Genomic DNA, 26537 nt, shown 5'->3' on the forward strand with positions numbered 1-26537 from the left:
GTTACCACCTCATCTCCGTTGGAACAGTCACGTCGGTGACGCCGAAGTTGCGGTACAACACCAGAATGATGCCGATCCCGATCGCGACCTCGGCGGCCGCGAGCGCGATGACGAACAGCGCGAACACTTGTCCAGTGAGGTCACCGTAGTACAGCGCGAACGCGACGAAGTTGATGTTCGCGGCGTTCATCATGAGCTCGACGCTCATGAGGAAGTACAGCGCGTCGCGCCGCGTGAGCACGCCGAACAAACCGATACAGAACACGGCAGCGGCGAGCAGCAGGTACCACTCGGGCGGGATCGAGGACGCGACGGCCGTCATTGCCGGTCACCTCCCTCGCGTCCGCCGTCGGTGAGCGCCTCACCCATCGCGGAGACGATGGAGCCGTCCTCTTCGCGTTTCGCCAGGTAGACGGCGCCGTCGACGGCCACGTCGAGCGCGACTGCCGCGATCAGGAACGCGGCGAGGAATCCCTCAGACGGTACCGAGCCGAGCTCGTACTCACTGAGGTTGAAGAGGGCGTACCCGAGGTTGTGGACGATCGACGCGTCCGCCGGGAACGCAGCAACCTCTCCGAAGTCGGCCGATAGCACCGTCAAAGCCATTACCGCGAACAGCAGTCCGACCACGACCGCAGGCACGAGACGCCCGCGTCTCCGAGAGTCATCGTTACTCACGCGCTATTCACCTCCGTTTCCGGGTCCGATCGCGTGAGCATCACGGCGAACGTGACGAGAATCAAGACCCCGCCAACGTAGACGAGGATCTGCATGGCGGCGATAAACTCCGCCTGCAGCATCACGTAGTGCACCGCAACGCTCGTGAGGGCACCGCCCAGAAGCAACGCGGCGTGGAACACGTCGCGCGCCAGGACGACCCCGAGGCCGAACGCCAGCGTGACCGCGGCGAACAGCCCGAACGCGATGGTAGCATAAACCATTGTGTGTGTCTCCTATGAGAACCCCTTTGAAGATTTCGAGACGCGCCCGCTACTGGTAGTCGATCTCGCCGTCTCCCTCCCCGATCCACGCGCCGCGATCGGGATTCCGGGACTCCAGCGGGTCGATACCCTTGTACCACGGGACGTTCTTGAGCTGTTCTTTGTTGAACACGAAGTCGTCTTTCGTGTCCGCGGTGAACTCGAAGTTCTGCGTCAGCAGGATGGCGTCGACGGGGCAGACCTCCTCACAGAGCCGGCAGTAGATGCACTGGCCGATGTGGAGGTTGTACTGCTCGCCGTTGCGTTGGTCGTCTTGCACGATCTGGATCGTGTCGTTCGGACAGACGTTCTCGCACTGCCGACACCAGATGCATCGCTCCTGACTGAACTTGTGGACGCCACGGAAACGCGGACTCACCTCGGGCGCTTCCTCCGGGTATTCCACCGTGAACGTATTCCCGTCCAGCGCGTGTTTCATCGTCGTCGCCATGGATTTCATAAGTCCGATCATATTACGCGATCACCCCCACGATTACGGCCGTGAGAACCAGGTTCGCGAACGACAGCACCAACATTCCCTTCCAGCCAATCTCGATCAGCTGATCGATCCGGACGCGAGGGATCGCCGCGCGGGCCCACTGCGTGAACAGGAAGAAGCCCCATACCTTCACCACGAACCAGATGAAGCTAATGCTCTCCGGGCCCGGACCGGACGCGCCGCCGAGGAACACCACGGAGAGGATCGCACCGCCGAGGAAGATGTGGACGAACTCGCCGAGGTAAAACAGGACGAAGTACGCCGAGGAGTACTCCGTCTGATACCCGCCGACGATCTCGGTCGGCGCCTCGGGGATGTCGAACGGGTTCCGTCCGATCTCAGCCATGTTCGCCGTGAGGAACAGCACGAACGCGAACGGATTCACGAACGCGAACCACGCCGGGATATCGAACCCGGCGATCGTCACGAGCGTCGTCGTCTGCGCTCCGACGACACCGCTTATCTGGAGAGTCCCCGCGAAGATCACGACCGACATCGCGGTGACGATGAGCGGGATCTCGTACGCGAGGTTCTGCGCGACGGCGCGGAGTCCGCCGAGAAGCGAGTACTTGTTGTTCGACGCGTAGCCGGCCATCACCAGCGAGACCGAGGCGATAGACGCGAACGCGAACACCAGCGCCAGCCCGACCTCGGGGTCGGCGAGGTGAAGGTTCAGCGGTCCGATATGGCCCATCGGGATCACTGAGAACCCGAGCAGCGCGGATGCCGGCAAGAGGATCGGAGCGATGTCCCACGTCGGGCGATCAACGCCTTCGGGGATGATGAGCTCCTTCGCGAGGAGCTGGACCGACGCCGCCGGAATGATGAGCAGGCCGAACGGTCCGATCCGGTCGACCGCGATCCGGTCGGTGAACGCCGCCGTGATCTTCCGTTTGGCCCACGGTCCGGCAACACCGGAGAACGCGAGGATGATACTGGCGACCACGGTCGCTCCGATCAGAGAGCTGAGGACCTGCGCGAGGAGTCCCTCGGCCCCGACCGCGTTGGCGAGGAACTCGGGGAACAGCTGTGCGGGCGCCGTCCCCATCAGCGGTCCACCTCCCCGAGAACGATGTCGAGGCTACCGAGCGCGGCGACCACGTCGGGGATGTACTCCCCGTTTGCCATCTCCGGGAGCGTCTGGAGGTTCGAGAAGCAGGGCGACCGGATCTTGAACCGTCCCGGCTTGTCCGTCCCGTCCGAGCGGATGTAGATCCCGAGTTCGCCCTTCGCGCCTTCGACGGCGCGGTAGATCTCGGTGTCGTCGTCCGGACGCAGCGTGCGCGGAACGTTCGCCTGGATGTTCCGCTCGTCTTCGGGCCAATCTTCGAGCAGATCGACGCACTGCCCGATGATCTTCGCCGACTCCTCGACCTCACGCATCCGGACGAGCAGGCGGCTGAAGTTGTCGCAGCCCTCCTCGGTAACGACGTCCCAGTCGAGCTCGTCGTAGTACCCGTACGGGTCGTCGCGACGCAGGTCGTAGTCGACCCCCGAGCCGCGGGCGACGGGACCGGTGGCGCCGTAGTTCTTCGCGACCTCCGGCGGCAGGATCCCCGTGTCGATCGTCCGCATCTGGAAGATCTCGTTGGAGGTGATCAGGTTGTGGTACTCCTCGACTGACTCCGGCAAGTGGTCGAGGAAGTCGCGGGTCTTCGAGAAGAACTCCTCGCGCGGCTCCGGGAGGTCCCAGACGACGCCGCCGAGCCGGAAGTAGTTGAACATCAGCCGCTGGCCCGTCAGATCCTCTAAGAGGTTCTGGACGCGTTCGCGGTCGTTGATGGCGTACATGAACGTCGCCGTGAAGTCGCCGTTGATGTCGAGCGCGAACGTAGCGAGCGCGAGCATGTGCGCGGCGATCCGGCACATCTCGGCGCCCATCGTCCGGATGACCTGCGCGTACTCGGGCACCTCGATGTCGGCGAGGTCCTCGGCCGCGCGGGCGTACGCCCACTCGTTGAGCAGGCCCGCCGAGATGTAGTCCCAGCGGTCCGGGTACGGCATGATCTGGTGGCGGTACGTTCCGTTTTGCGCCATCTGCTCCTCGCTGCGGTGGAGGTAGCCGATGTCGGGTTCGACGTCGATGACCTGCTCCCCGTCGAGGACCGTCTTCAGGTGCAGCACCCCGTGGGTCGCCGGGTGGTGCGGCCCGATGTTGAGGAACATCGTGTCGGACTCGTCGTCCTTGTGGTGTTCCTCCAGCGGGTTCGCGTGCTCCGGGAGGGTCGCGATCTGGGGCCGGTCCTTGTCGTAGTCCATCGACAGGGGGTGGCCCTGCCACGTCTCCGGCAGCAGAATCCGACGCAGGTCGGGGTGGCCGTCGTACTCGACACCGATCAGGTCGTACGCCTCACGCTCGTGCCAGTCGGCGGTACGGAACACCGGTTCGGCGGATTCCGAGACCGGATTGTCCTTATCCGCGGGGACGACGATGCTGACCTCTTGGGTCGGGTCATCGTACTTCTTCAGGTGGTAGATCGATTCGTATCGGTTCTCGTACTCCTGGGCGGACACCACCGAGAGGTGGTCGTATCCCGCCTGCTCTTTCAGGGTCGAGAGCGTTTCCTGGACCGTGTCCGGCCGGATAACGAATCCGGGCGCGTTCAGGTGATCGTCGCGGTCGACGACGAGGTCGCCCAAGAGCGCTTCCAGCTCGTCGGGAGTGCGCTCGACGGCCGCGTCGTCGACGGGGTCTGGTCGTTCGAGGCTCATGGCGAATCAGCGAAGTTGTACCGCATGACGAGTTCGTCGTCGTCGACTTGGTCGGCGAGCTTGTCGACGAGCTCGTCGCGTTCGAGGTCGGAGAACTCCTCCAGCTCGTACGGTTTCACGGTGACGGGGGCGGCCTCGCCGTTGGCGACGCGCTCCTGCAGTTTCACGACGCCGTAGACGAGCGCCTCGGGTCGAGGCGGGCAGCCGGGGACGTGGATATCGATCGGGATGACTTCCTCGGCGCCCTTGATGACGTTGTACCCCTCCTGAAACGGACCGCCGGAGATGGTACACGAGCCCATGCCGACCACGAACTTCGGCTCGGGCATCTGGTCGTACACGCGCTTCATCCGCGGCGCGAACTTCGAGACGATCGTCCCGGGGACAATCATCACGTCCGCCTGCCGCGGCGAGGCGCGGGGGACCCCGCTCCCGAACCGGTCGAGGTCGTGTTTCACCGCGTAGGTGTGCATCATCTCGATGCTGCAGCAGGCGATGCCGAACTGCAGCATGAACATCGAGGAACCGCGACACCAGTTCAGGAACTTGTCGAACTTGGTGAGGATGAACGGCGAGGAGCCGAACGCCTCGCGGAGTCGGGAGTTAAACCGGTCTCCCTGCCCGGTCATCCGGGCGTCCCGCGTCTCGGTCACGACTTGCGATTCGTCTGTGATGAATGGTTGATCGCTGCTCATTAGTTGAGGTCACGCTCCGTCTTTCGACTGCTCGCGCGGGGACTCCGGGCCCAGCTGATGGCGCCGGACCGCCACGCCCAGACGAGTCCGATCGCGAGGATTCCGACGAACGTCAACATCGGCCACAGCAGGTCGATCATCGGGACACCCGCGCTAATCGCCGGACGGTAGATGACGGCCCACGGGAACAGTAACACGGTCTCGATGTCGAACACGACGAACAACAGCGCGACCATGTAGTACTGGATGTTGAACCGGATCTTCGTCCCGCCGGTCGGGGTCTCGCCGGACTCATAGGTAGTACTTTTGCCGGTCTCAGGCACGCTCGGACGGAGCAACGCCGACACGGACATCATCGCTAGCGGGATGAGCAGGCCGACGGCCGCCAAGGCGCCAATCGCTATCCAATCGCTCATATAGGTCTCCGTAACGTGCTGGGGTTTGGACCGCCCCCTCATAAGCGTTGAGTCTTCACCGCAATGCCCCCACGCCGCCGAAAACACCGGCTACGGAGCTAGACGGGCGGTCGGGGTCCGGTGTCGTCTCGGCTGTCCGGTCGGTACTACTTGTCCCGCTCGCGGAACCCGTTAATGCCGAGATCGTGAAGCTTAACCGACACGTCCGCGACGCCCGCTTGCCGGTCGTCGTGGAGTTCGACGAGCCGCTCCTCGACCGTGTCATGCTCGCGCGCGAGGACCTGTGCGGCCGACAGGGCGGCGTTGTACGACTTTCCGGCGTCGACGGCGACAATCGGGGCGCCCGTGGGCATCCCGATCACGGAGTCGACCGACTTCTCCTGGACCGGAACGCCGATCACCGGGACCGGGTACGCGATCGACGCGGTCATGTTCGGCAGGTCGGCGGACTTCCCGCCCGCGCCCGCGATCACGACATCGAGTCCGCGAGCCGCGGCGGTCTCCCCGTACGCGTACATGAGGTCCGGCGTCCGGTGTGCGGAGACGACGTAGCTCTCGTAGGTGAATCGGGCGTCGGGCGCGTCGTGGAAGTCGGTCTGCTCGGCGAAGCCGAGATCGTCGAGCGCCTCGTAGGCGTCCTCCATGACGGGAAGGTCCGAATCCGACCCCATGATGATCCCCACGTCGGGGGTCGTCTCCGGGTCGGCGTCCGCCGCCGCCTCCGCTTCGAGCCGGTCGATCAGGTCTTGCACCGTGGTCATGGACGGGAGTTCGGCGGAGGGCGATAAGGAAGTGCCGGATGCGGCGACACCGGAGTGGACGTTTCGTCCCCAACGGCCATCAGAGACGCGGTCGAAGCAGGTCGACGCGCCCCTGCTAGTCGTTCGCCTGCCCAACCCTTATCAACGAAATCGCACGAACCGTACAGTAATGGCGAGCTCGACGGAAAACGAGACAGATCACGAAGGCGAAATCCGACTCTGGCGGGAAGACGACTGGTGGATCGCCCGAGACGTTGGAACAGGAGTCACGACGCAGGGAACGTCCCGATCTGACGCGCTGGAGAACCTCGACGAGGCCGTCGCGCTCCATCGTGGAGAGGCCGGCCGCGAACCGACCGATCAAGAGCTTCTGGAACTCGGGATCGACCCGGAAGAGAACGTGACCGGAGACACGGAGCCCCCCGACGTTCTCGAGTAGCGTGGCGAGGCGCACATTCTCCGGACGGGAGGTTGTGAAGGTACTCGTCAACTGCGGCGGCTTCGAGTGGCGACGGACCACCGGTGATCACGCACAGCTCTACTACGAGCACCCGACAAACGAGTCGGACAGAAGGCACGTCACGGTCCCGTTGCACGACAACGTTCGCGAGGGAACGCTCAGAGACATCGCCGAGTGTGCGGGGGCACGCGACTTCGATGCCTTCTGTGGGTGGATCGACCGGAACTCGTGAGTGGCAACCGGTTCGCGACTACGCGTCCCGGAATGTCAGCCCGTCTCGGAGGTCTCGCGCACGCGAGAGCAGTGCGTCGCGGTCGGCGTCGACGTTTCGGTCCGTCGCCGTCAGATGCCCCATCTTCCGGAGCGGGCGCACGTCGTCTTTTCCGTACCAGTGGAGGTCGGTGTCGGCCGCCGCAAGAACGGAATCGACGTTCCGGAGCGTCGCGGGCTGGGTCTCGTCGACATCACCGGAATCACGCGGTGATTCCGGTTGGCTCACGAGAGCTCTGCTCTCGTGAACGTCCCCAAGGATGTTCGCCGTGACCGCGGGCGCGACGAGGTCAGTCGACCCGAGCGGCCACCCGAGGACGGCCCGGACGTGGTTCTCGAACTGCGAGGTGCGCGCGCCCTCGATGGTCCAGTGGCCGGAGTTGTGCGGCCGCGGCGCGATCTCGTTGACGAGTACCTCGCCGTCGCGGGTCTCGAACAGCTCGATCCCGTAGACGCCCCGACCGTCGAGCACGTCGAGCACGTCGTGAGCGACCGACTCGGCCTCGGCGACGACCGCGTCGTCGGTCCGGGCCGGCGCGACGCTCTCGCGGAGGATCTCCTCGCGGTGGATCGTCTCGGTGACGGGGTACGTCCGCGTCTCGCCGTCGGCCCCCTTTAGGCCCATCACCGCGATCTCGCGCTCGAAGTCGAGGAACTCCTCGGCCATCGCGTTCCCGCCGATCTCGTCGAGCGCGTCGGTCGCGTCCGCGGGGTCGTCGACAGGCACGTTCCCGCGGCCGTCGTACCCGCCCTCGCGGGCCTTCAGCATGACGCCACCGTACTCCTCGACGACGCGTTCGAGCCCCTCGGCGGTGGCGACCGCGACGAACTCGGGGACGGGGATCCCGGCGTCGACCAGCGCCTCCTTCTGCACGAGTTTGTCCTGAATAGTGCGGAGCGTGTCCGGATCGGGATGGACGGGAACGTCGTGTTCGGCGGCCGCCTCGGCCATCAGGTCCGGGTCGGCCAGTTCGATCTCGAAGGTCAGGGCGTCGACCCGGCTCGCCAGTTCGTGGATCGCGTCGGCGTCGTCGAAACCGCCCACGATCTGGTCGCTGACGACGGGGCTGGCCGGACAGTCGGGCGTCGGGTCCAACACGACGACGTCGACGCCGAGCGGCGCGACCGCCTCGCCCATCATCCGACCGAGCTGTCCGCCGCCGACGACGCCGAGCGTCGGTCCCGGCAGAGTGATCGTCATACGCGGCGGTACCGGACGTTACTGCATAAATATTCTCACATTGGGCGGTATATTGTACACGATCGTGTTTAGACTACGCCGCTCTGTTGGAATATTCTTCTGCAGACGGAGGGCAGGATAGAGCAGGTGATCGCTGAGGCGTGGTTCTTGCTCGATCACGGGAGTGGGTATTGCAGATCGCTGGGCGCGATAGAGTATTTAAACAACTGTGAGCGACCGTGGTAATCGTTTATAAATACGGTGCGGTGGCGCGCGCCTCCGAGTGCCCCTAGGGCGCGAGGAGCGCCGCGCGAGGGAGTCGCTGGCGCCGGCGGCGCCAGCGACGAGGCTGGGGAGGTGAGAGGTGCTGTGCGGTTGCGGGGCGGGACTCAAAGGGGCAGCCGCTGCGGACGGCGCAGGCGACGTAAGCACCGCAGGAACGAGCGGAGCGAGTGACGAGGAGCGCAGCGAGCGTGCGCCGTCCGCAGCGGCTGGGGCTTTGGAGGCCGTCACCGCAGAAGTGTCGATCACAAATAAACGGCCGACAGCAACACCCCGATCCGACTTATAAACAACCGATCAACCACACTGACACACGTACTCCCGTTATCGCTCACAGTCGGTTCCCGGCGCCTACAGCTCGACTACCTCGAGATCGCTTTCCAGCTCCGCGACGAACTCGTTGTACGCGTCGACGAACCCTCGGAACGAGTCGACGTACTCGCGCACGTCGGCGGCGGACGGCGCCTCGTACTGCGAGAGGAGATAGAGGCCGCCCGACCCGCCGACACGGAGGTACGAAACGGTCCCCTCGTCCCACTTCAGCTCCCATCGGTCGCCGTCGACGCGGGCGGTGAACGTCCCGTAGTCGTCGCCCTCGTAGCGGTGTATCTCGCCGGCCATCACCGAGCAGGTGTCGCGCACGCGATCTAACACGCGATCGCGCTCGGCGACGACCCCGTCGGTCGAGGCCGGCTCCGGGAACTCGGCACTCACGTCGTCAAGGACGCCCGACAGCGATCCGACCCACTCGTTCCACGCCGCGACGAAGTTCGCGTAGTCCTCGAGCGCGGTCGCCAGAGCGGCGGGTTCGGGCGGCCGTTTCGTCGAGATCACGTACACGTCCGAGCCCGACTTCGGCGAGAACAGCAGGAACTCCAGCTCGCCGGCCTCGTGTTTGACGGTCCACGTTCCGCCCGGCGTCGACAGCTCCTGTCGGCCGTAGTCACCGCCCTGCAGCCGGGCGAGCTGGTAGGCGATCGTTCCGGCGTGGTCCCGCACGGTCGCGACGAGGTCGTCGCGCCGGTCGGCGACCGCGTCCGTGTCGCGCACGTCGAGGTCGAGCCCGAGGTCGGCGTGGGTGGTCACGGGCGTACTGGGCGCCTCACCCTGTTAACGAGTTCGGGTCTCCGAGGGCAACGACGACCGGCACCCGGCGGTCAGGCGATCGACTCGCGGATCTCGCGGATCCGCTCCGGCTCGTCGATCCCCGACCGCACGACCACCGCGAACACCTCGTCGCCGCCCGGAACCGGGGCGTCGCCGCTCAAAATCGCGCCGGAGCCAGTCTCGTCGGCGAGCCACCGCCGCCCGTCCGCGATCGCCTCGCGGTTGAGCCACGCCGGCGGGCCGCCGACCACGAGCAGGGTTCGGTCGGCCCGCCCGTCGGGGACCTCGACCGTCGACTTCCCGCGAGCCGCCTTCCGGATCGTCGTCTCGATCGCCGACACCGCGGCGCTCGTGTCGACCTCTGCCGGCTCCGAGGAGCCGAACAGTCCGAGCCCGAACCGCGATCCCGACTCAGACGGCTCGACCGCCTGCGTCGCGTGACCGATAACGGCGATCTCGCCGTCGTCGCCGACCGCCCGGGCCACGTCGCTCGCGTCGAGCACCTGCTGGGGCGTCGAGGCCGCGTCGCCCGCCTCGCCGGCGCCGAACAGCGCCGCAAGACGCTCGCTGACGACCCCGTTCAGTCGGTCGCGAGCGTCGGCGAGCGACTCTCCGGGGCGGAGCCACTCGTCGTTGTCGAAGGGGACGATCGCCGCGCACCGGTCGGAGAGCGCGTCGAGGGTCCGCGCCGCGTTCTTCTCCGCGAGGGGTCTGTTCGGGGGGTGAGTTTCAGAGCCGTCTCCGACCGCGTTCGCGTGGGCCGGGTCGGGGTCGCCGGGTTCGGATTCGGCGGGCGTGGGGAGCAGCCCGACGGCGTAAACGGGGACGTCGTAGAGCCGCGACAGCTCCTCGGCCAGCGCCGGTGCGACGCCCGCACCCGCGCCTCCGCCGAGCCCGACGACGAGGACGAACGCCTCCGCGAGCGACGGCTGCTGGTCGTCCATCGCCCGGCCGAGTTCGCTGGCGTGCGCGTCGCCGAGCCGCCGAGCCGCGTGGAGGTCGCCGTCGAGGCTACCCCCGCCGGCCGCGTCGCCGAAGCGGTATCGCTGGGACTCGTCGATCGACCGGAGGGCTCCGAGCGCGCCCGCGTCGGTGTCGAACGCGTTGACGCCCTGCAGGAACCGGTCCCCGTCGCTGTCGGCCGCGAGGCGGTCGGCGATCCGACCGCCGGCGCCCCCGAGACCGATGACGTGTACACGCATACGTCACCCCGGTCGGCAGGCGAGCGTTTATGTTTTCGCCCCGAGCGCCGGGTCCCGATGCTCGATCAGAACTCGTCGAGTCGCCGCTGTCCGCGCGGCACCTCGGGACCGACCTCCTCGGGGTCACCGCCGAGCAGTCGTATCAGGGCGGTGTCGGCGAACGTGAGCGCCAACACGAGCACGATCGGCGCGAGGAACAGCCCGTGGAATCCGAACACGACCGGCCCGAAGATGTACGCGAGCATGAGCAGCCCGACGTGGGTCGTCTCCCCGCTGAAGTAAGGTCGGAGCACGATATCGGGGATCGTGTCGACGACGACCGCGGCGACGACGAGGAACCCGGCGACGTACACGAGTGCTGCGATCTCGTCGCCGAGAACCGCCGGAACCGCGGTCACCGCCGCGAGCGGGAGGTACACGATCTTCATCCCGATAACGGGGATCAGGCTGGCAACACCCGTGAGCGCGCCCGCAAGTGCCGGGTACGGCACCTCGACGAGATCGGGCGCGATCACGTTGTAGCCGGTGTAGGTCACGACGGCGATGATCGAGATAGCGATGACGTTGAGCAGGTTCCCGTACAACACCGCCTCCAGCTCGGCGTCGACCGCCTCCAAGTACTCGCGGACGACGGCGTCGTCGTCGAACGAGAGCAGCCACTCGTGGAACTTCGAGCCGTCGAGCAGCAGGTAGTAGGTGACGACGATCGTGATGAGGAGGTTCAACGCGAACCCAGAGAGCACGCCCGCCAGCAGCCCCGCCTGCTCGGAGACGATGGTTATGAGCGGATCGAGCTGCCCGGACTGGTAGGCCTGCATGACCCCATCGAACGTCGGGTTCGAGAGGGCGGCGAGGTCGCCGACCCACGAGTTCTCGGCGCCGACCGTCTCGGCGACCGGATACTGGTCGATGAACCGGCGCGCTTCGACCAGCAGCAACAGCACGGTGTAGCTTAAGAGTCCGATAAGCGGGATTCCGATCAGCGACAGGGAAGCCACCGCCCGGACCCTCGCGGGGAGCCTGAAGCGCTCGAGGCGGTCGAAGAGGCGCCGGGTGGAGTAGTAAAGGAAGACGGCGACGGTGAGCGGGGCGATGAACCGGTAGGCGATGAACCCGACGAGCAGCGCGACGACGAGTCCGAAGAGGGCGATGACGAAGCGCTTTTCGTCCATGGCGGTTCCTCTCGGCGGTCGGACATAAACTATGGGGGCTCGACCGATTCGGAGAAGAGAGAACCGTTCATTGGCCCGGACCGTCGTCAACCGCGCGCTCGTAGCGCGCCACCTGCTCGCGGTGGAGCGAGAGGATCATGTCGGCGAGGAAGCCGAAGATCAGCAGCTGGATCCCTAAGACCGCGGCCCCGACGGCGCCGATCGCGATTATCTCGTGGGTGACCCCGTTGACGACCCAGTCGTAGAGCACGTACCCGGTCATGAGCGCCCCGGCACTCGTCGAGAGCGCGCCGAGGCTGCCGAAGTAGAACAACGGGTTGTTCGTCTTCGCCTTCCGGTACAGTTCGAGGAAGATCACGCCGCCGTCCCGGAGCGGATGGAGGTTGGTGGCGGAACCGCCGGGACGGTCGCGGTAGGTGACCGGGACGACCGCGACCGACTGCCGGTTTTTCACGCACTCGACCGCCATCTCGGTCTCGACCCCGAACCCGTCGGCGGTGAGATGGAGTCTGCTGAACGACTCGCGAGTGAACGCCCGGTAGCCGGAGAGGATATCTCGGTAGCGCTTGCCGTGGATTACGCGGAACGAGACGTTGATAATCCGGTTTCCGATCCGGTTCAGCCGCGTCATCGCGCCCGGACGCATATCCGCGAAGCGGTTCCCGATGACGTGGTCCGCCTCGCCGGACAGCAGGGGATCGAGCATGACGTCGACATCGTCCGCGTCGTACGTCGCGTCCGCGTCGGCCATGACGACGTAGGGCGCGTCGATGTGTTCGCTGACCGCCTCCCTGACGGCCTGTCCCTTCCCCCGCCCGGACTGCTCGACGACGCGAGCTCCGGCCTCGCGAGCCGACGCCTGCGTGCCGTCCGTCGATCCACCGTCGATCACGAGGACCTCGTCGAGCCCGGCCTCGCGGAACGACTCGACGACGCGCGTGACCGTCTCAACTTCGTCCATCGTCGGAAGCAGGACGCACACGTCGTCGTACTCGCTCATTACGAGGTCGATATCGGGGGAGTTGCTAAACTCTGTCCTTCCGAATCGAAATCGCTGCGGGCACCCACACGCTCATGTACCAGACGCTCGATCGTGGTAGCATGACACATCCACCGGACTCCGGCGTCGAGGAACTGCTCAGCGCGGCGCGGACCGCCACCGGAGACGAGCTACGGAGCCTCACCTATTTCACCGAGGAGGACGTCGATCAGCTCTACCTCCGCAGCGATCTGAGCCGGACGGCCGACCTCGTGGGCTTCGCAGAGAGCGAGCGGCACGGGTTCCACGCGCAGTCGCTGTACGCCGACACGCAACTCGGTGACTACCAGTTCACGGTCCGCGTGTTCGAAAACGGCTACCTCACGCGCGTCATCGCCAACGGCCACGGGATCTGGGTGACGACCGACTCGATGGAGATCGACCGCTTCGAGGAACTCGCGAGCGCGCTCGCGTCTATCCTGCGGTCGTTCGACCCGGCGTAGCGGAGGCGCACTGGCCTCCCCACAGTCTCCGGACCTCAGCCGAAGTGACTCTGTATCTCCGGGACCAGCCGGTCGGCGTCGACCGGCTTCGTCACGTAGCCGTCGGCGCCGGCCTTTACCGCCTCCATCAGCTTCTCCTGCTGGTCGACGCTCGTGCACATCACGATCACCGCGCCGGGCCAGCGGTCCTTGATCGCGGCCGTCGCCTCGATTCCGGTCATCTCGGGCATGACGACGTCCATCGACACCGCGTCCGGTTCGTACGCCTCGAACAGCTCCACCGCCTCCGCGCCGTTCTCCGCCTCGTCGACCACTTCGAAGGGACCCTCCAGCGCGTCCCGGACGACGGTCCGCTGGAACGAAGAGTCGTCGACGACGAGTACCCGCTCGGTCATGCCTATCCGTGGGCGACTGAACGGCATAAGCGCGCGGATCAACCGGTGGCCGGCGACAGTCCCCTCGTCGACGGCGCGAGAGAACACCTTGTATATTCGAGAAAGCGTATAATGAACATACGAATAAGGTTAAGGTGCATCCGGCGGTATCAAGTCGTATGGAAACGCGGAAAGTTCAGCGGTTGGGCCCGTCGACGCTGGCGATGACCCTCCCCGCTGAGTGGGCGAAGGAGCACGGCGTGAACAAGGGCGACGAGGTGTCGCTGCGGATGGGCGGCAAGGGCACCCTCACGGTCCTCCCGGAGTCGGTGAGCACGGAAGAGTCGAAGGCGGTGATCAACGCCGACGGGCTCGACGCGCAGTCGCTCGAACGCGCCATCGTCGCGCAGTACGTCCTCGGGCGGCGCGTGATCCACGTCCGCAGCGAAGGGACGCTCGACAGCGAACACATCAACGCCGTTTATAAGGCCGAGACGCAGCTGATGGGGCTCGGCGTCATCGAGGAGACGCCCTCGGACATCTCGATCCGGTGTTCCGTCGACCCCGAGGACTTCACCCTCGACAACCTCCTCGAACGGCTGGAGAACACGGGGTCGACCATGCGCGGCGAGGCCGTGAAGGCGCTCGCGCACGGCAACCCCGACTTGGCCCAGCGTGCGCTCAACCGGGAGCGACAGGCCAACAAGATCTTCGTGCTCCTGCTCCGGCTCATCTTCACGGCGTACCAGAACCCGAACCTCGCCCGAGCGGTCGGGTTAGAAGAGGGGTTCCCGCTCATCGGCTACCGATCGGTCGCGAAGAACCTCGAACTCACCGCCGACAACGCGGAGGACATCGCCGACATCGTGATGGAGGCGGAGGGCCACACGCTCGACGTCGACAGCGCGACCATGCGGCAGATCCGCGAGTTCACCGACCAGGTGGACGAGCTGACTGCGCTCGCCGTGCGGGCGGTCGTCGAGCGCGACTACGACCTCACGGTCGAGTGTCGCGAGCTGTTCTCCCGGCTCGAGGACCGCGAGCAGGAGATCCTCGGGGAACTGCCGAGCGACCTCGACAACGACACCCTGTTGATGACCCGCGAGGTACTCGTCAGCCTCCAGCACACCGCCGAGTACGCGATGCGGAACGCCGAGATCGCCGCGAACCTCGCGCTCAACGAGGCCTCCGAGCACGTCGAGATCATCTGATTCGGGCCCAATTCCGACTCCCGCACCGGTGTCTGAGTCCCCACGTTCGCATGAACTAAGTAGCCCCCCGCAAAGCGTCGAGTATGAGCGAAGCATCTATCGAGTCTGACAAGGACGTCGGCGTGGCGCTCGCGTTGGGCGCGATCGCCGTCGTCGGCGCTGTCGTGCTGTTCGGCCACCCGACGCAGCTCGGAAAGGCGTGGGGGTTCGGGGCGGCGTTCGTCTTCGCCCTCTGTTCGGTCGTCGCGGTCCAGATCTTCGGCTGAACACGGCCCAGACGAGAAACCGTTAAGGACGTTTGCCGCCATCTTCCGTGTATGAGCGAGTACACCGAGGAAGAGCAGCGCATCCTCGCGTACCTCACGGACAGCGTCACCCGTGGCGAGCGGTACGTCCGCTCGAAGACGATCGCCGACGCGATCGGCCTCACCGCCAAGCAGGTCGGCTCTCGGCTCCCCCGTCTCGCCGAGAAGTCCGACGACGTAGATATCGAGAAGTGGGGCCGCGCGCGGTCGACGACATGGCGCGTGACTCCGCAGGGCTGAGATGGGTTCCTCCCGTCGGCCCGATCCGATCCCCTCCCGCTCGACTCGCGTGTTTTTAACCCCCGTAGCCCCAAACGGAATCGTATGACCGTCCGAGTCTCGCGAACGTTCGAGTTCGACGCCCCCGCCGAGGACGTGTGGGCGTTCATCTCGGATGCCGAGCAGCGCGCAGGGGCCATAAGCGTCGTCGACACCTTCGAGGTACACGGTGACGGGCGGGCGACGTGGCACGTCGGGCTCCCGATCCCGATGATCCGGTTGACCATCTCCGTCGAGACGGAGGAGGTCGTGTGCGAGCCACCGACCCGAGTGAAGTTCGTCGGCAAGTCGAGCGCCTTCCGCGTCACCGGCGAGCACACGATCACCGAAACCGACGACGGCTGTCGGCTGGCCAACGAGTTCGTGGTCGACGGTCAGCTGCCGGGCGTCGAATCGTTCTTCAAGCGCAACTTCGACGAGGAGCTGGACAACTTGGAAGACGCCCTCCGCGCGTCGTTCGGAACGACGGCATGAGGCTCGCCTGCGTCCAGCTCGGCGTCGAGGGAGGCGCCGTCGAAGACAACGTCACAGCCGCGATCGAGGCGGTTCGCGAGGCGGCGGCCGACGGGGCCGACCTGGTCGTTCTCCCGGAGCTGTTCGACGTGGGATACTTCGCGTTCGACTCGTACGCCCGCGCGGCCGAGAGCATCGCCGGTGACCGGCTGAGCCGGTTCGCCGCGGTCGCCGCCGAGGCCGACGTGAACGTGCTGGCGGGGACCGTCGTTGAGGATCTCAGCGCGTCCGCGGCTGACGGGCTCGACGTGCCGGCCGACGACGCGCTCGCGAACACCGCAGTGCTGTTCGACCGGAGCGGCGAGCGTCGGCTCGTCTACCGGAAGCGTCACCTCTTCGGCTACGGCTCCGAGGAGACCGATCGAATGGTCCCCGGCGATCGGGAGCCAGTGACGGAGATCGAGGGCGTTCGCGTCGGCGTGACGACCTGCTACGACCTCCGGTTCCCCGAGCAGTTCCGTCGGATGACCGAGGCGGGCATCGAGTGCGTGCTGGTGCCGAGCGCGTGGCCGTACCCGCGCGTGGAGCACTGGCGGACGCTCGGCCGGGCGCGGGCGATAGAGAACCTGACGTACGTCGCGACTGTCAACGGGAGCGGCGCGTTCGACGGCGACGCGCTCTGCGGCCGGACGACCGTCTACGATCCGTGGGGGACGACGCTGGCGTCGGCGGGCGAGGAGCCGACGACCGTGACCGCCGAGGTCGACCCGGACCGCGTGGCCGCGGTGCGCGAGGAGTTCCCTGCGCTGCGCGATCGTCGGTAGGTACGGACCGTCTCATTTATACGTGAGAAGCGACAACCAACATATACCGAGGTCCAACGCTTTTCTCGTTGGAGTTCGGTGAGAAAACCACGCGCCCGTCCCGACCACTCGGGCGACGATGCCGGTGACAGCCCGGGGGTCCGCTGTTCGGCCGTCGCCCGCCCGCCTCCCGTCGTTCACTCTTCCGCTTCGCCTTTCGCCGCGGCCCTCGCCTCTCTCCCCCTTCCTCGTCGACAGCAGCGTTCGAGAGCAGTGCGGAATCAGTTCCGATAACTCGAGCGGTAGCTACTTACGCCGCTCGAAGTAGCGATAAACGCCGCGGGCGCAACCGGCGGGTCCCACCCCGTTTTCGGGCGGGCCGGCCGGAGACTCGCTTCCGCCGTCCGTCGTCCGTCGGCTTTCGGGCTCGGGTTCACCCGCTCCCACACCGTACCCGACCCCGTTTCTCGGTCTCGCACGTACTCAACCCCCTTTCTCGGTCTCGCACCGTCGCCCCATAGCGACGGAGACGAATCGGACCGAGCCGAAGCGCAAGGACGAAACCCTCGGATGCCGAACCGACGGTCGAATGTTCCCCCGCGAGTACCGCGGCGTCGCCTTCGTCGTGGGCCTGTTCCTCGTCGTTCAGCTGGGCGCGTTGGCGCTGGTGCCGGAGTTCGCAGAGAGCGGCTATCAAGCGGTCGAGAACCCGGAGAACCCGACGAACAGTCTCGTGTATATCGCCGCGATCATCGCCATGACGGGACTGATGCTCGCCGCGTTCCGCTACGACCTCGATCAGGGGATCCGGCTGCTGATCGTCGGCGTCTCCGCGTGGCTCTCGTGGTACGTCTTCTCCGCGCTGGTCTCGCCGCTCGCGGCCGCCGTGCCGGCGATCGCGGTCGGCGTCGCCTTGCTCGTGTACCCCGAGTGGTACGTGATCGACGCTGCCGGCGTGTTGATGGGCGCGGGCGCGGCGGGGCTGTTCGGTATCTCGTTCGGGCTGTTGCCCGCCCTCCTGCTGTTGGCCTTCCTCGCGGTGTACGATGCGATCTCGGTGTACGGCACCGAACACATGCTGTCGCTCGCGGAGGGCGTGATGGATCTGAACATCCCCGTGGTGCTCGTGATTCCCCTGTCGCTTTCGTACTCGCTTCTGGGGGAGGATCCGGAACCAGAGGACGATTCGACCGACGGCGACGAAAATGAAGCCGACTCCGACAGCGCCGACGGCGACGAGGAGCCCGACGCGCCCCCGGACGCCGGTACAGACGTCTCGGAACCGACCGACATCGAGGACCGCGACGCGTTCTTCATCGGGCTCGGCGACGCCGTGATCCCGACCGTGCTCGTGGCGAGCGCGGCGACGTTCTCGCCGGCCGCGGCCCTCGACGTGCCGCTGATCGGGATCAACGTCCCCGCGCTGCTCGCGATGGTCGGCAGCCTCGCGGGGCTGTTGGTCCTGATGAGCTGGGTGATCAAGGGACGGCCGCACGCCGGGCTTCCCCTCTTAAACGGCGGCGCGATCGGCGGCTACCTGATCGGCTCTGTCGTCGCCGGCGTCCCGCTGATCGAGGCGGTTGGGCTGGCCGGGTTCTTCTAAGTCGAATCTGGTGTTGTTGTCGGCTTTTCATACGTGATTGATCGGGGATGAATGGTGGACGCCTCCAAAGTCCCAGGACTCGCTTATAAATCGGTGGCGACAGATCGGCGGCGAACACCTCCAAAGCCCCAGCCGCGAGGACCTCCGAACGTCGTTCCTGCTCGCTTCGCTGCGCGGGCTGCGACGTTCGTGGTCCCGCTCGCGTTGCTCGCGGGACTCGCGTGGCTCGCTGCGCTCCTCACTCAGTCGCTGACGCTCCTTCGTTGCGGTGTCGCCGGCGGCGGAGCCGCCGGCTGCCCCTTTGAGTCCCACCCCGCACGGCACCGCACCTCACGCCACCCCAGCCTCGCGGTTCGCGCTCTGCGAGCGCTCACCGCGTCGCATTTATAACCCACTTCCGGGCGCTACTCGCCCGCGGCGTCGCGCTCGACCGCCATCCCGAGGTCAGCCATCGCCTCGAAGAAGTTCGGGAAGGAGACGTCGACGTGTTCGCCGCCGCGGATCGTCGTGGTGCCCTCGGCAACGAGCGCGGCCACCGCGAGCGACATCACGATCCGGTGGTCGGCGCGCCCGTCGACGCTCGCGGCGCGGAGGTCGCTCTCGGAGCCGTGGACCGTCAGGACGTCCGGCTCCTCGGTCGTCTTGGCGCCCAGCGTCTCCAGTTCCTCGGCCATCGCCGAGACGCGGTCCGTCTCCTTGTACCGGACGTGCTCGCAGTTCGTGATTCGGGTGTCGCCGTCGGCGACCGCGCCGAGCGCGGCGATCGTGGGGAGCAGATCGGGCGTGTCGCCCACGTCGACCTCGACACCCGACAGCGCGGAGCGCCGAACGGTGATGACGCCCGCCTCGCGGTCCCACTCGATGTCCGCGCCCATGCGCTCGACGACCGCGACGATCGCGGAGTCGCCCTGGGCGCTCGGCACGGCCCCCTCGATTCGGACCGGCTCGCCCGGCTCGGCGGCGACCGCGCCGGCGGCGACCAGATACGAGATGGAGGAGAAGTCGCCGGGGACGGTGTAGCTCCCGCCCGCGGGCGCGTACGACTGCCCGCCGTCGACGACGAAGCCCGCCGCGCCGGCCGCGCCGTCGAGCGCGTCGCCGCCGTCGTCGACGGGCGTGGCCTCGATCCCGAAGTCGTCGAGCAGTTCGAGCGTGATGTCGACGTACGGGGCCGATTTAAGTGGCGTCGTGAGGTCGATTGCGACCCCCTCGTCGGTGACCGCGCCGGCCATCAGCAGGGCCGTGACGTACTGCGAGGAAACGTCGCCCGGGATCGCGACCTCGCCGCCCGCGAGCGGCCCGCTCACGACGAGCGGCGCCTGTCCGTTCCCGCGAGTCGACTCCGCGCGCACGCCGAGGTCGCCGAGCGCCTCCAGAAGGGGTCCCTGGGGGCGCGATCGGAGGGATCCGTCTCCCGTCAACACAGTGCTCCCGTCCGCGAGCGCGGCCGCGGCGGTGACGAGCCGCATCGTCGTCCCAGAGTTCGCGCAGTCGATCACGTCGTCGGGGACAGCGGGGCGCCCCCCGAAGCCGTCGACGGTGAGCGCGTCGGCGTCGTCGATGGCGGTCCCGGATTCGGGCCCCGGCTCGACCGCCCCGCCGAAGGCGGTCACGGCTCGGGCGGTCGCCTTCGTGTCGGCCGAGACGAGCGGGGAACGCACGGTCGCGCCGTCGCTGTATCCCGCGGCCAGCAGCGCGCGGTGGGTGTAGCTCTTTGATGGCGGCGCGCGGGTCGTCCCCCGCACGGTCGAGGTGGTGACGTGAACGTCCATACGTCCCTTGCCGCCCGCGGCGACAAGTGGGTACCGGCCGCGGCACGTTTCTGCAGGCGGGTTTCGCGGTGCGGTTCAGCGATCGGATCGGTGACCGGGGGCCCGCCGGCGAGGCGCCGGCGCACCCTTTATACGACCGGGAGCGCTACCGTCGCGTATGCCCCAGTGTGAGATGTGTGGCGCCGACGAGGCCTCGCTGACGACGACGAAGGTCGAAGGCGCCGAACTGGAGCTGTGTAGCTCGTGTACGGACTTCGGTACCGAGGTCCGCGACGAGTCCACCGGCTCCGGTGGCAGCAAGTACTCCACGAGTTCGAGCACCGGGACCTCGTCCGGCTCGTCGGGCGGGTCGTCCGGGTCGTCCGGGTCGTCCGGCTCGTCGGGCGGGTCGACCCGACCGCGCGACATGTTCGACGACATGGACGAGGTCGCGACCGACTACGACGACCGGATCCGCGACGCCCGCGAGTCCCGCGGCCTCAGTCAGGAGGAGCTGGCCGACCAGCTCAACGAGAAGGCGAGCCTCATCCGAAAGCTGGAGCGCGGCGACACGCTCCCCACCGACGACGTCCAGCGGAAGCTGGAGCGCGAGCTCGACATCTCGCTGGTCGAAGGCGACTCCGTCGAGGACGCCGACTGGGACAACGGCGATTCCGGGACGATGACGCTCGGCGACGTGGTGAAGCGGAAGGACTGACGCAGCGTCGATCCGGTCTCCTCCGTTCTCTTGCCGGTTACCGCCGGCCGACCCGCACCCACAGTCCGACGAGCAGGACCGCGAGGACCCCGAACGCGATGAGCGAGAGGTTCGGAATCGTGAGCCTGAGCAACGGGCTCTGCCACAGGACGGTCGCACACGGCCCGCCGAGCGTGCATTCCGTCAGCGCCGCTTGGAGGTACGAGTGGTAGGCGGCGAGACTCACTCCGAGACCGACGAGCGGCAGCGCGGTCCGAGAGACCGCCGCCCGCCTCTCGAGCGTCGCGACGCCGAACACCACGACGAGCGGATACATCAGGATCCGCTGGTACCAACACAGATCGCAGGGCGTGAGCCCGAGTCCGAGGCTGAACCAGAGGCTCCCCGCGGTCGCGACCGTCGCGACCAGGGTGGCGGCCGACAGCCAAAGGGTCGTCTCCGAGAGCCTGGCTGTCACACCGTCGCTCCGCCGTCGTCCGTCTGTTCCGATCCCCCGTACTGGTCCGTCAGGTAGTCGATGATGGAATCGACCGTCTCGGGGTCGTAGCTCCAGAATCCGTAGAACTCGCCCGGGGACCGCTCCTCGGCGAGCAGCGCGCACTTCGCGTCGTCGTACCCGCCGCCGTCGTACGCGACGAACCACGTCTCTCGGATCTCGGCGGTCTCGCCGACGTGGACGGTGTAGTGTTCCACGTCCGGTGCGTTACCCTCGGCCGCGGCGTACGCGTGCACGTCGAGCCGTTCTTTCTCGCCGAGCAGGGCGTAGGTGTCCGCCTCGCCGGTGAGCACGTCGAGCGTCTGGAACCCGGCGTGGAGCTCGCCGTCGCCGACCCGCCACGCGCGGTCTTCGATCTCCCGAGACGCGGCGACCATGTCGTCGCGGGAGTACGAGGTGAACATCGTCTCGTCGAGGTGGTCCAACACCGGCCTCCCGACGCGTCCGTTGTTCGCCCTCTTAGCTCCCGATTCGGGTGTTTCGCCGTCGGACGCTTCCGTGCCGCCTCCGCCCGGCCCCGCCAACAGATCGTCGACGGTCACGGCCGTGACGAACCCGCCGTCCCGCGCCAACACGACGAATTCCGCTGGCCCGGAGGCGGTCTGGTCCTCGACGATCCGGATGTTGCGGTCGGCGAAGTACTCCCGAAGTTCGTCCGTGACCGCCGGATCGGCGTTGAAGACGGTCAACGTGGCCTCGTGAGCTTCGACGCCGGCGATGAGCTCGATGAGGGACATTCCTTGTCGGGACCCACAGTACCAGGGTATAAGGTCGTTTCTGCTCTCGCGGTTCGCGAAACGGATTCTCGTTTCGTGGCCCGTGAGATCGGGCGGGGGTCCGCGTCGCCAAAGCGTGAAGCTATTTGCGCCGGGGTCCACGATTGGGAGTATGTTCATCCTGGTGAACCTCAAGGCGTACCCGTGCGATCCGATCGACGTCGCGACCGCCGCCCGCGACGTGGCCGAGTCGTCCGGCGCCCGAATCGCGGTCTCGCCGCAGGCCGCCGATATCGCCCGCGTCGCCGACACCGGCGTCGAGACGTGGGCCCAGCACGTCTCGCCGAACGCCCACGGCTCCCACACCGGGTCGACGCTCGCCGAGGCCGTCGCCGACAACGGCGCCGAGGGGACCCTTATTAACCACTCGGAGAACCGGCTGAAGCTCGCCGACATCGACGCCTCCGTCCGCGCTGCCGAGCGCACCGACTTAGAGACGATCGTCTGCGCGAACAACCCCGCGCAGGTCGGCGCCGCCGCCGCGCTCGGCCCCGACGCGGTCGCCGTCGAGCCGCCGGAGCTCATCGGCGGCGACGTCTCCGTCTCGACGGCCGACCCGGGAATCGTCGAGGACGCGGTCGCGGCCGCCGAGGCCGTCGACTCCGCGGTCGACGTGTTCTGTGGTGCCGGTGTCTCGACAGGCGACGACGTGGGGGCTGCCGGCGAACTCGGTGCCGCCGGCGTCCTCTTAGCGTCCGGCGTCGCGAAGGCCGACGACCCGGAGGCCGTGCTCGAAGACCTGGTCAGCGGGATCTGAAGGCCTCGTCTACCCCCGCGACGGAATGCGGGGTGCTGCGCTTGCGGATCGATATAAAAACACCGGTGAGACGCGTTCACACGATCGCGGAAATCGCATGACTGCGGCGGTATTCGCTGTGCTCCCGAATCGCGCCGTCTAGTAACCTTTAACCGACACAAGCCGGTACAATTGAGTAAGATGGCGAGCAACAAGATCCTCGGTATCGACCTCGGTACCACCAACTCCGCGTTCGCGGTGATGGAAGGCGACGAGCCCGAGATCATCGCCAACGCGGAAGGCGACCGAACCACTCCCTCGGTCGTCGCCTTCGCGGACGACGACGAGCGTCTCGTCGGCAAGCCGGCGAAGAACCAGGCCGTCCAGAACCCCGACCGCACGATCCAGTCGATCAAGCGGCACATGGGCGATGACGGTTACACCGTCGAGATCGGCGACGAGGAGTACACGCCGGAGCAGGTCTCGGCGATGATCCTCCAGAAGATCAAACGCGACGCCGAGGAGTACCTCGGCGACGACGTCGAGAAGGCGGTCATCACCGTCCCCGCGTACTTCAACGACAAGCAGCGCCAGGCGACGAAAGACGCCGGCGAGATCGCCGGCTTCGACGTCGAGCGCATCGTCAACGAGCCGACCGCGGCCTCCATGGCGTACGGCCTCGACGACGAATCCGACCAGACCGTCCTCGTGTACGACCTCGGGGGCGGCACGTTCGACGTGTCGGTCCTCGATCTCGGCGGCGGTGTGTACGAGGTCGTCGCCACGAACGGGGACAACGAACTCGGCGGCGACGACTGGGACGAGGCGCTCATCGACCACCTCGCCGAGGAGTTCCAGAACAACCACGGGATCGACCTCCGCGAGGACCGGCAGGCCCTCCAGCGGCTGAAAGACGCCGCCGAAGAGGCGAAGATCGAGCTGTCGAACAAGAAGGAGACCACCGTCAACCTCCCCTTCATCACCGCGACCGACAGCGGTCCGGTCCACCTCGAACAGTCGGTCACCCGCGCGACGTTCGAGAACCTCACGTCGGACCTCATCGAGCGAACAGTTAACCCGACCGAGCAGGCGCTTTCCGACGCCGGCTACGCCAAGTCCGACATCGACGAGGTCATCCTCGTCGGCGGCTCGACCCGGATGCCGCAGGTCCAAGAGCAGGTCGAAGAGCTCGTGGGACAGAAGCCGAAGAAGAACGTCAACCCCGACGAGGCGGTCGCGCTCGGCGCGGCGGTCCAGGGCGGCGTGCTCTCCGGCGACGTCGACGACATCGTCCTGCTGGACGTGACCCCGCTCTCGCTCGGGATCGAGGTGAAGGGCGGTCTCTTCGAGCGGCTCATCGAGAAGAACACCACGATTCCGACCGAGGAGTCGAAGGTGTTCACGACGGCCGCGGACAACCAGACCTCCGTCAACGTCCGCGTCTTCCAGGGCGAACGCGAGATCGCCGACGAGAACGAGCTGCTCGGCGCGTTCCAGCTCTCCGGTATCCCGCCGGCGCCCGCCGGAACCCCGCAGATCGAGGTCTCGTTCAACATCGACGAGAACGGCATCGTCAACGTCGAGGCCGAGGATCAGGGCTCGGGCAACGCGGAGTCGATCACCATCGAGGGCGGCGTCGGCCTCTCCGACGAGGAGATCGATCAGATGCAGGAGGAAGCCGAGAAGCATAAAGAGGAGGACGAGGCCCGCCGCGAGCGGATCGAGGCCCGCAATGAGGCCGAGACGTCGATCCAGCGCGCTGAGACCCTCTTAGAGGAGAACGAGGAAGAGCTCGACGACGACGAGCTCGTCGCCGACATCGAGGCGGCCATCGAGGACGTCGAGGACGTCCTCGAAGACGAGGACGCCGACACCGACGAGATCGAGTCCGTCACCGAGGCGCTCACGGAGGAGCTCCAAGAGATCGGCAAGCAGATGTACGAGGGACAGGCCGCGCAGGCCGGTCCGGGCGGCGCTGGCGGCGCGGCCGGCGCCGGTCCCGGCGGTATGGGCGGCATGGGCGGCGCAGCCGGTCCGGGCGCTGCGGGCCCCGGCGGTGCGGGTCCGGATGCCGACGGCGACGACGAGGAGTACGTCGACGCCGACTTCGAGGACGTCGACGACGACGAGGAGTAGCGTCGGCTCCCTCGCCTTCGGACGCGCCGCGTAACACGACCCAGCTACGAACGACCTAACAACGAACAACGAACGTAACGCATGAGCGAGAACTTCTACGACGTCCTCGGGGTATCGCGGGACGCCAGCGAGGAGGAGATCAAGAAGGCGTACCGCAAGCAGGCCGCCGAACACCACCCGGACGTCAGCGACGACGATGACGCCGAGGAGCGGTTCAAGAAGATCCAGAAGGCCAAGGAGGTGCTCACCGACGAGCAGAAGCGCCAGCAGTACGACCAACTGGGTCACGATCGCTTCACGGAGGCCGACAAGCGCGGCGCGACCGGCGGGGGCGGTCCCGGCGGTGCGGGAGGCCCCTTCGGCGGCGCGGGGGGCGCCGGCGGCGCCGGCGGCTTCGAGGACATCTTCAACCAGTTCTTCGGCGGTGGCGGCGGCCGCGGCGGTGGCGGCGGCAACCGACCGCGACAGGGACAGGACCTCCGCACCGGACTCACGATCGACTTGGAGGAGGCGTTTAACGGCGCGACCAAGGAGGTCACGCTCACGCGGCCGACCGAGTGCGACACCTGCGGCGGCGCGGGCCACCCGCCCGACGCCGACGTGGAGACCTGTCCGCAGTGTAACGGGCGCGGGCAGGTCCAGCAGGTCCAGCAGACGCCGCTCGGTCGCGTCCAGCAGACCTCGACGTGTCCCCGGTGTGAGGGCGAAGGCGAACTGTACAGCGAGGACTGCGCCGACTGCGGCGGCGACGGCGTCGTCCGCGAGGAGGCGACACTCTCGGTGGAGATCCCGGCGGGGATCCGCTCGGGACAGAGCCTCCGGATGGAGCGCGAGGGCGCGCCCGGCGAGAACGGCGGCCCCAACGGCGACCTGCTGATCGAGGTCGACGTCGACGTCGGCGACCGGTTCGAGCGCGACGGCGACGACCTCCGCGTGAACGAGGCCGTCTCCTTCCCGCAGGCCGTCTTCGGCGACACCATCGAGGTCGAGACGGTCGACGGCAGCGTCGAGATGGACGTGCCGTCCGGCACCCAGAGCGGCGAGACGTTCCGCCTCAAGGGGAAGGGGATGCCTCGCCTGCGCCGGCGCGGGCGCGGCGACCTCTACGTGAAGGTGGGCGTCGTGATCCCCGACTCGCTCAACGAGGAGCAGCGCGAGGCGCTCGAGGCGTTCGCCGAGGCCGGCGGCGAAGACGTCGACGTCGGCGGCGGGTTCTTCAAGAAGCTGAAGAGCTCCTTTTAAACACTCGTTCGGCGACCCGTCGCCCGTCCGCCCTCGCCGACCCGTACCTTTTCCGCGGTTCGGTCCGTTCGTCCGACATGGGCTACGACACGACCGCCTACGACGACGTGGAACCGCGCGCCCCCGGCATGTACTTCCTCCGCGACGCGCTCGACTGCGAGGAACTCGGCGTCACGGTCGTCGAGGCCGACGACGGCTGGGAGGGGATGGAACACGACCACGCCGAGGACGACCAAGAGGAGGTGTACGTGCTGCTCCACGGCGAGGCGACGCTCACCGTCGAGGGCGACGCTATCGAACTCGGACCGGGTGACGCGGTCCGGGTCGACGCCGACTCCACGCGCAATCTGGCGTTCTCCGCGGACGGCTCGAAGATGGTCATCGCCGGCGCACCCTGAGCGCTTCGCGATAGATCTCCGACTCCGGACGCCCGACT

The 26537-nt window shown here is 67.1% G+C and carries 32 protein-coding genes; 14 read left to right on the top strand and 18 right to left on the bottom strand.

From position 1 onward, the window contains the following. Window position 1 precedes the first annotated feature (1 nt). The 9 genes from nuoK to purE all read right to left on the bottom strand — a co-directional run bounded on the left by nuoK (window position 2) and on the right by purE (window position 6063). Window positions 2-322, bottom strand: coding sequence for an NADH-quinone oxidoreductase subunit NuoK (gene nuoK / locus ACNS88_RS03890; RefSeq protein ID WP_008004452.1), 321 nt, complete (start codon window positions 320-322; stop codon window positions 2-4). Continuing rightward, on the bottom strand, window positions 319-678 hold the full coding sequence (locus ACNS88_RS03895; protein ID WP_435094094.1) for a hypothetical protein: 360 nt from the start codon (window positions 676-678) through the stop codon (window positions 319-321). The genes nuoK and ACNS88_RS03895 overlap by 4 nt, the downstream gene beginning before the upstream one ends. After that, complete coding sequence (locus ACNS88_RS03900) at window positions 675-941, bottom strand: NADH-quinone oxidoreductase subunit J (RefSeq protein WP_435094096.1); 267 nt, start codon at window positions 939-941, stop codon at window positions 675-677. The genes ACNS88_RS03895 and ACNS88_RS03900 overlap by 4 nt, the downstream gene beginning before the upstream one ends. Window positions 942-990: 49 nt before the next feature. Then, a complete protein-coding gene (locus tag ACNS88_RS03905) occupies window positions 991-1452 on the bottom strand; it encodes a NuoI/complex I 23 kDa subunit family protein (RefSeq protein ID WP_435094098.1) in 462 nt (153 codons plus the stop codon). A 1-nt stretch (window position 1453) separates the two neighbouring features. Then, window positions 1454-2527 (bottom strand): complex I subunit 1/NuoH family protein, encoded by a 1074-nt coding sequence (locus ACNS88_RS03910; protein WP_435094100.1) that lies wholly within the window; start codon window positions 2525-2527, stop codon window positions 1454-1456. Then, window positions 2527-4191 carry an NADH-quinone oxidoreductase subunit D gene (locus ACNS88_RS03915; protein WP_435094102.1) on the bottom strand — a complete coding sequence of 555 codons (1665 nt, stop codon included), beginning with the start codon at window positions 4189-4191 and terminating at the stop codon, window positions 2527-2529. The genes ACNS88_RS03910 and ACNS88_RS03915 overlap by 1 nt, the downstream gene beginning before the upstream one ends. After that, window positions 4188-4886 (bottom strand): NADH-quinone oxidoreductase subunit B, encoded by a 699-nt coding sequence (locus ACNS88_RS03920; protein WP_008849270.1) that lies wholly within the window; start codon window positions 4884-4886, stop codon window positions 4188-4190. The genes ACNS88_RS03915 and ACNS88_RS03920 overlap by 4 nt, the downstream gene beginning before the upstream one ends. Further along, window positions 4886-5302, bottom strand: coding sequence for an NADH-quinone oxidoreductase subunit A (locus ACNS88_RS03925; protein ID WP_435094104.1), 417 nt, complete (start codon window positions 5300-5302; stop codon window positions 4886-4888). The genes ACNS88_RS03920 and ACNS88_RS03925 overlap by 1 nt, the downstream gene beginning before the upstream one ends. 146 nt (window positions 5303-5448) lie before the next feature. Next, window positions 5449-6063, bottom strand: a complete 615-nt coding sequence (gene purE, locus ACNS88_RS03930; protein WP_435094106.1) for a 5-(carboxyamino)imidazole ribonucleotide mutase — start codon at window positions 6061-6063, stop codon at window positions 5449-5451. Between the two features lie 169 nt (window positions 6064-6232). Here purE and ACNS88_RS03935 point away from each other — a divergent pair, with 169 nt between their 5' ends. After that, a complete protein-coding gene (locus tag ACNS88_RS03935; protein WP_435094108.1) occupies window positions 6233-6502 on the top strand; it encodes a type II toxin-antitoxin system HicB family antitoxin in 270 nt (89 codons plus the stop codon). 1 nt (window position 6503) lies between these two features. After that, window positions 6504-6755: a type II toxin-antitoxin system HicA family toxin gene (locus tag ACNS88_RS03940; protein ID WP_435094110.1), complete on the top strand. Its 252-nt coding sequence runs from the start codon at window positions 6504-6506 to the stop codon at window positions 6753-6755. 18 nt (window positions 6756-6773) lie between these two features. Here the strand turns inward: ACNS88_RS03940 and ACNS88_RS03945 are convergent, their stop codons facing one another. The 5 genes from ACNS88_RS03945 to aglJ form a co-directional block, all read right to left on the bottom strand. After that, on the bottom strand, window positions 6774-7994 hold the full coding sequence (locus tag ACNS88_RS03945) for a 5-(carboxyamino)imidazole ribonucleotide synthase (protein ID WP_435094112.1): 1221 nt from the start codon (window positions 7992-7994) through the stop codon (window positions 6774-6776). 612 nt (window positions 7995-8606) lie between these two features. Further along, on the bottom strand, window positions 8607-9341 hold the full coding sequence (locus ACNS88_RS03950; RefSeq protein ID WP_435094114.1) for a profilin-fold protein: 735 nt from the start codon (window positions 9339-9341) through the stop codon (window positions 8607-8609). Window positions 9342-9412: 71 nt separating this feature from the next. Beyond that, the gene (locus tag ACNS88_RS03955; protein WP_435094116.1) at window positions 9413-10564 is read right to left on the bottom strand and encodes an FtsZ/tubulin family protein; all 1152 of its coding nucleotides are present in this window, start codon (window positions 10562-10564) and stop codon (window positions 9413-9415) included. 65 nt (window positions 10565-10629) lie between these two features. Next, window positions 10630-11736: an AI-2E family transporter gene (locus ACNS88_RS03960; RefSeq protein WP_435094117.1), complete on the bottom strand. Its 1107-nt coding sequence runs from the start codon at window positions 11734-11736 to the stop codon at window positions 10630-10632. A 67-nt stretch (window positions 11737-11803) separates the two neighbouring features. Further along, window positions 11804-12736 carry an S-layer glycoprotein N-glycosyltransferase AglJ gene (gene aglJ, locus ACNS88_RS03965; protein WP_435094119.1) on the bottom strand — a complete coding sequence of 311 codons (933 nt, stop codon included), beginning with the start codon at window positions 12734-12736 and terminating at the stop codon, window positions 11804-11806. Between the two features lie 101 nt (window positions 12737-12837). Between aglJ and ACNS88_RS03970 the strand changes: the two genes are divergently transcribed. Then, window positions 12838-13218 carry a DUF7522 family protein gene (locus tag ACNS88_RS03970; RefSeq protein ID WP_435094121.1) on the top strand — a complete coding sequence of 127 codons (381 nt, stop codon included), beginning with the start codon at window positions 12838-12840 and terminating at the stop codon, window positions 13216-13218. A gap of 35 nt (window positions 13219-13253) precedes the next feature. Here ACNS88_RS03970 and ACNS88_RS03975 read toward each other — a convergent pair whose 3' ends face one another. Further along, complete coding sequence (locus ACNS88_RS03975; RefSeq protein WP_435094123.1) at window positions 13254-13613, bottom strand: response regulator; 360 nt, start codon at window positions 13611-13613, stop codon at window positions 13254-13256. 158 nt (window positions 13614-13771) lie between these two features. Here ACNS88_RS03975 and ACNS88_RS03980 point away from each other — a divergent pair, with 158 nt between their 5' ends. The 6 genes from ACNS88_RS03980 (at window position 13772) to ACNS88_RS04005 (ending at window position 18246) form a co-directional block, all read left to right on the top strand. Beyond that, entirely contained in the window at window positions 13772-14803 is a 1032-nt protein-coding gene (locus ACNS88_RS03980; protein ID WP_435094125.1) for a PhoU domain-containing protein, read from the top strand. Window positions 14804-14886: 83 nt separating this feature from the next. Continuing rightward, entirely contained in the window at window positions 14887-15069 is a 183-nt protein-coding gene (locus ACNS88_RS03985; RefSeq protein ID WP_435094127.1) for a DUF7525 family protein, read from the top strand. Between the two features lie 51 nt (window positions 15070-15120). After that, a complete protein-coding gene (locus ACNS88_RS03990; protein WP_007998354.1) occupies window positions 15121-15348 on the top strand; it encodes a DUF7123 family protein in 228 nt (75 codons plus the stop codon). A gap of 84 nt (window positions 15349-15432) precedes the next feature. Then, window positions 15433-15861, top strand: coding sequence for an SRPBCC family protein (locus ACNS88_RS03995; RefSeq protein ID WP_435094129.1), 429 nt, complete (start codon window positions 15433-15435; stop codon window positions 15859-15861). Beyond that, entirely contained in the window at window positions 15858-16664 is an 807-nt protein-coding gene (locus ACNS88_RS04000) for a carbon-nitrogen family hydrolase (RefSeq protein WP_435094131.1), read from the top strand. Before ACNS88_RS03995 ends, ACNS88_RS04000 begins: the two co-directional genes overlap by 4 nt. A 568-nt stretch (window positions 16665-17232) precedes the next feature. Further along, window positions 17233-18246 carry a presenilin family intramembrane aspartyl protease PSH gene (locus tag ACNS88_RS04005; RefSeq protein ID WP_435094133.1) on the top strand — a complete coding sequence of 338 codons (1014 nt, stop codon included), beginning with the start codon at window positions 17233-17235 and terminating at the stop codon, window positions 18244-18246. Window positions 18247-18650: 404 nt separating this feature from the next. Here ACNS88_RS04005 and aroA read toward each other — a convergent pair whose 3' ends face one another. Beyond that, window positions 18651-20018, bottom strand: a complete 1368-nt coding sequence (gene aroA, locus ACNS88_RS04010; protein ID WP_435094135.1) for a 3-phosphoshikimate 1-carboxyvinyltransferase — start codon at window positions 20016-20018, stop codon at window positions 18651-18653. 157 nt (window positions 20019-20175) lie between these two features. Here aroA and ACNS88_RS04015 point away from each other — a divergent pair, with 157 nt between their 5' ends. Further along, the gene (locus ACNS88_RS04015; protein ID WP_435094137.1) at window positions 20176-20715 is read left to right on the top strand and encodes a multiprotein bridging factor aMBF1; all 540 of its coding nucleotides are present in this window, start codon (window positions 20176-20178) and stop codon (window positions 20713-20715) included. Window positions 20716-20752: 37 nt separating this feature from the next. Here ACNS88_RS04015 and ACNS88_RS04020 read toward each other — a convergent pair whose 3' ends face one another. Further along, on the bottom strand, window positions 20753-21172 hold the full coding sequence (locus ACNS88_RS04020; protein ID WP_435094139.1) for a disulfide bond formation protein B: 420 nt from the start codon (window positions 21170-21172) through the stop codon (window positions 20753-20755). After that, window positions 21169-21948 (bottom strand): DICT sensory domain-containing protein, encoded by a 780-nt coding sequence (locus ACNS88_RS04025; protein WP_435094141.1) that lies wholly within the window; start codon window positions 21946-21948, stop codon window positions 21169-21171. The genes ACNS88_RS04020 and ACNS88_RS04025 overlap by 4 nt, the downstream gene beginning before the upstream one ends. Window positions 21949-22099: 151 nt before the next feature. Here ACNS88_RS04025 and tpiA point away from each other — a divergent pair, with 151 nt between their 5' ends. From tpiA to ACNS88_RS04045, 4 genes are all read left to right on the top strand, one after another. Then, the gene (gene tpiA, locus ACNS88_RS04030) at window positions 22100-22744 is read left to right on the top strand and encodes a triose-phosphate isomerase (RefSeq protein WP_435094143.1); all 645 of its coding nucleotides are present in this window, start codon (window positions 22100-22102) and stop codon (window positions 22742-22744) included. A gap of 180 nt (window positions 22745-22924) precedes the next feature. Further along, on the top strand, window positions 22925-24859 hold the full coding sequence (dnaK, locus tag ACNS88_RS04035) for a molecular chaperone DnaK (RefSeq protein WP_435094145.1): 1935 nt from the start codon (window positions 22925-22927) through the stop codon (window positions 24857-24859). Window positions 24860-24940: 81 nt separating this feature from the next. After that, window positions 24941-26101, top strand: a complete 1161-nt coding sequence (gene dnaJ / locus ACNS88_RS04040; RefSeq protein WP_435094147.1) for a molecular chaperone DnaJ — start codon at window positions 24941-24943, stop codon at window positions 26099-26101. Between the two features lie 77 nt (window positions 26102-26178). After that, window positions 26179-26499 carry a cupin domain-containing protein gene (locus ACNS88_RS04045; protein ID WP_435094149.1) on the top strand — a complete coding sequence of 107 codons (321 nt, stop codon included), beginning with the start codon at window positions 26179-26181 and terminating at the stop codon, window positions 26497-26499. Window positions 26500-26537: the final 38 nt, after the last annotated feature.

Source organism: Halorubrum shenae (assembly GCF_051194165.1).
In the GTDB taxonomy this organism is placed as follows: Archaea; Halobacteriota; Halobacteria; order Halobacteriales; family Haloferacaceae; genus Halorubrum.

Excerpts from the sequence above, each read along its gene's own strand:
- ACNS88_RS03985 (WP_435094127.1), top strand. The coding sequence starts at position 14,887 with ATGAGCGAAGCATCTATCGAGTCTGACAAGGACGTCGGCGTGGCGCTC.
- ACNS88_RS03980 (WP_435094125.1), top strand. The coding sequence starts at position 13,772 with ATGGAAACGCGGAAAGTTCAGCGGTTGGGCCCGTCGACGCTGGCGATG.
- ACNS88_RS03990 (WP_007998354.1), top strand. The coding sequence starts at position 15,121 with ATGAGCGAGTACACCGAGGAAGAGCAGCGCATCCTCGCGTACCTCACG.
- purE (WP_435094106.1), bottom strand. The coding sequence starts at position 6,063 with ATGACCACGGTGCAAGACCTGATCGACCGGCTCGAAGCGGAGGCGGCG.
- ACNS88_RS04000 (WP_435094131.1), top strand. The coding sequence starts at position 15,858 with ATGAGGCTCGCCTGCGTCCAGCTCGGCGTCGAGGGAGGCGCCGTCGAA.
- nuoK (WP_008004452.1), bottom strand. The coding sequence starts at position 322 with ATGACGGCCGTCGCGTCCTCGATCCCGCCCGAGTGGTACCTGCTGCTC.
- ACNS88_RS03945 (WP_435094112.1), bottom strand. The coding sequence starts at position 7,994 with ATGACGATCACTCTGCCGGGACCGACGCTCGGCGTCGTCGGCGGCGGA.
- ACNS88_RS03955 (WP_435094116.1), bottom strand. The coding sequence starts at position 10,564 with ATGCGTGTACACGTCATCGGTCTCGGGGGCGCCGGCGGTCGGATCGCC.
- ACNS88_RS03915 (WP_435094102.1), bottom strand. The coding sequence starts at position 4,191 with ATGAGCCTCGAACGACCAGACCCCGTCGACGACGCGGCCGTCGAGCGC.
- dnaK (WP_435094145.1), top strand. The coding sequence starts at position 22,925 with ATGGCGAGCAACAAGATCCTCGGTATCGACCTCGGTACCACCAACTCC.
- ACNS88_RS03995 (WP_435094129.1), top strand. The coding sequence starts at position 15,433 with ATGACCGTCCGAGTCTCGCGAACGTTCGAGTTCGACGCCCCCGCCGAG.
- ACNS88_RS03920 (WP_008849270.1), bottom strand. The coding sequence starts at position 4,886 with ATGAGCAGCGATCAACCATTCATCACAGACGAATCGCAAGTCGTGACC.
- ACNS88_RS03900 (WP_435094096.1), bottom strand. The coding sequence starts at position 941 with ATGGTTTATGCTACCATCGCGTTCGGGCTGTTCGCCGCGGTCACGCTG.
- ACNS88_RS04045 (WP_435094149.1), top strand. The coding sequence starts at position 26,179 with ATGGGCTACGACACGACCGCCTACGACGACGTGGAACCGCGCGCCCCC.
- aglJ (WP_435094119.1), bottom strand. The coding sequence starts at position 12,736 with ATGAGCGAGTACGACGACGTGTGCGTCCTGCTTCCGACGATGGACGAA.
- aroA (WP_435094135.1), bottom strand. The coding sequence starts at position 20,018 with ATGGACGTTCACGTCACCACCTCGACCGTGCGGGGGACGACCCGCGCG.
- tpiA (WP_435094143.1), top strand. The coding sequence starts at position 22,100 with ATGTTCATCCTGGTGAACCTCAAGGCGTACCCGTGCGATCCGATCGAC.
- ACNS88_RS03960 (WP_435094117.1), bottom strand. The coding sequence starts at position 11,736 with ATGGACGAAAAGCGCTTCGTCATCGCCCTCTTCGGACTCGTCGTCGCG.
- ACNS88_RS03905 (WP_435094098.1), bottom strand. The coding sequence starts at position 1,452 with ATGATCGGACTTATGAAATCCATGGCGACGACGATGAAACACGCGCTG.
- ACNS88_RS03975 (WP_435094123.1), bottom strand. The coding sequence starts at position 13,613 with ATGACCGAGCGGGTACTCGTCGTCGACGACTCTTCGTTCCAGCGGACC.
- ACNS88_RS04025 (WP_435094141.1), bottom strand. The coding sequence starts at position 21,948 with ATGTCCCTCATCGAGCTCATCGCCGGCGTCGAAGCTCACGAGGCCACG.
- ACNS88_RS03970 (WP_435094121.1), top strand. The coding sequence starts at position 12,838 with ATGACACATCCACCGGACTCCGGCGTCGAGGAACTGCTCAGCGCGGCG.
- ACNS88_RS03910 (WP_435094100.1), bottom strand. The coding sequence starts at position 2,527 with ATGGGGACGGCGCCCGCACAGCTGTTCCCCGAGTTCCTCGCCAACGCG.
- dnaJ (WP_435094147.1), top strand. The coding sequence starts at position 24,941 with ATGAGCGAGAACTTCTACGACGTCCTCGGGGTATCGCGGGACGCCAGC.
- ACNS88_RS03925 (WP_435094104.1), bottom strand. The coding sequence starts at position 5,302 with ATGAGCGATTGGATAGCGATTGGCGCCTTGGCGGCCGTCGGCCTGCTC.
- ACNS88_RS03935 (WP_435094108.1), top strand. The coding sequence starts at position 6,233 with ATGGCGAGCTCGACGGAAAACGAGACAGATCACGAAGGCGAAATCCGA.
- ACNS88_RS04005 (WP_435094133.1), top strand. The coding sequence starts at position 17,233 with ATGTTCCCCCGCGAGTACCGCGGCGTCGCCTTCGTCGTGGGCCTGTTC.
- ACNS88_RS04015 (WP_435094137.1), top strand. The coding sequence starts at position 20,176 with ATGCCCCAGTGTGAGATGTGTGGCGCCGACGAGGCCTCGCTGACGACG.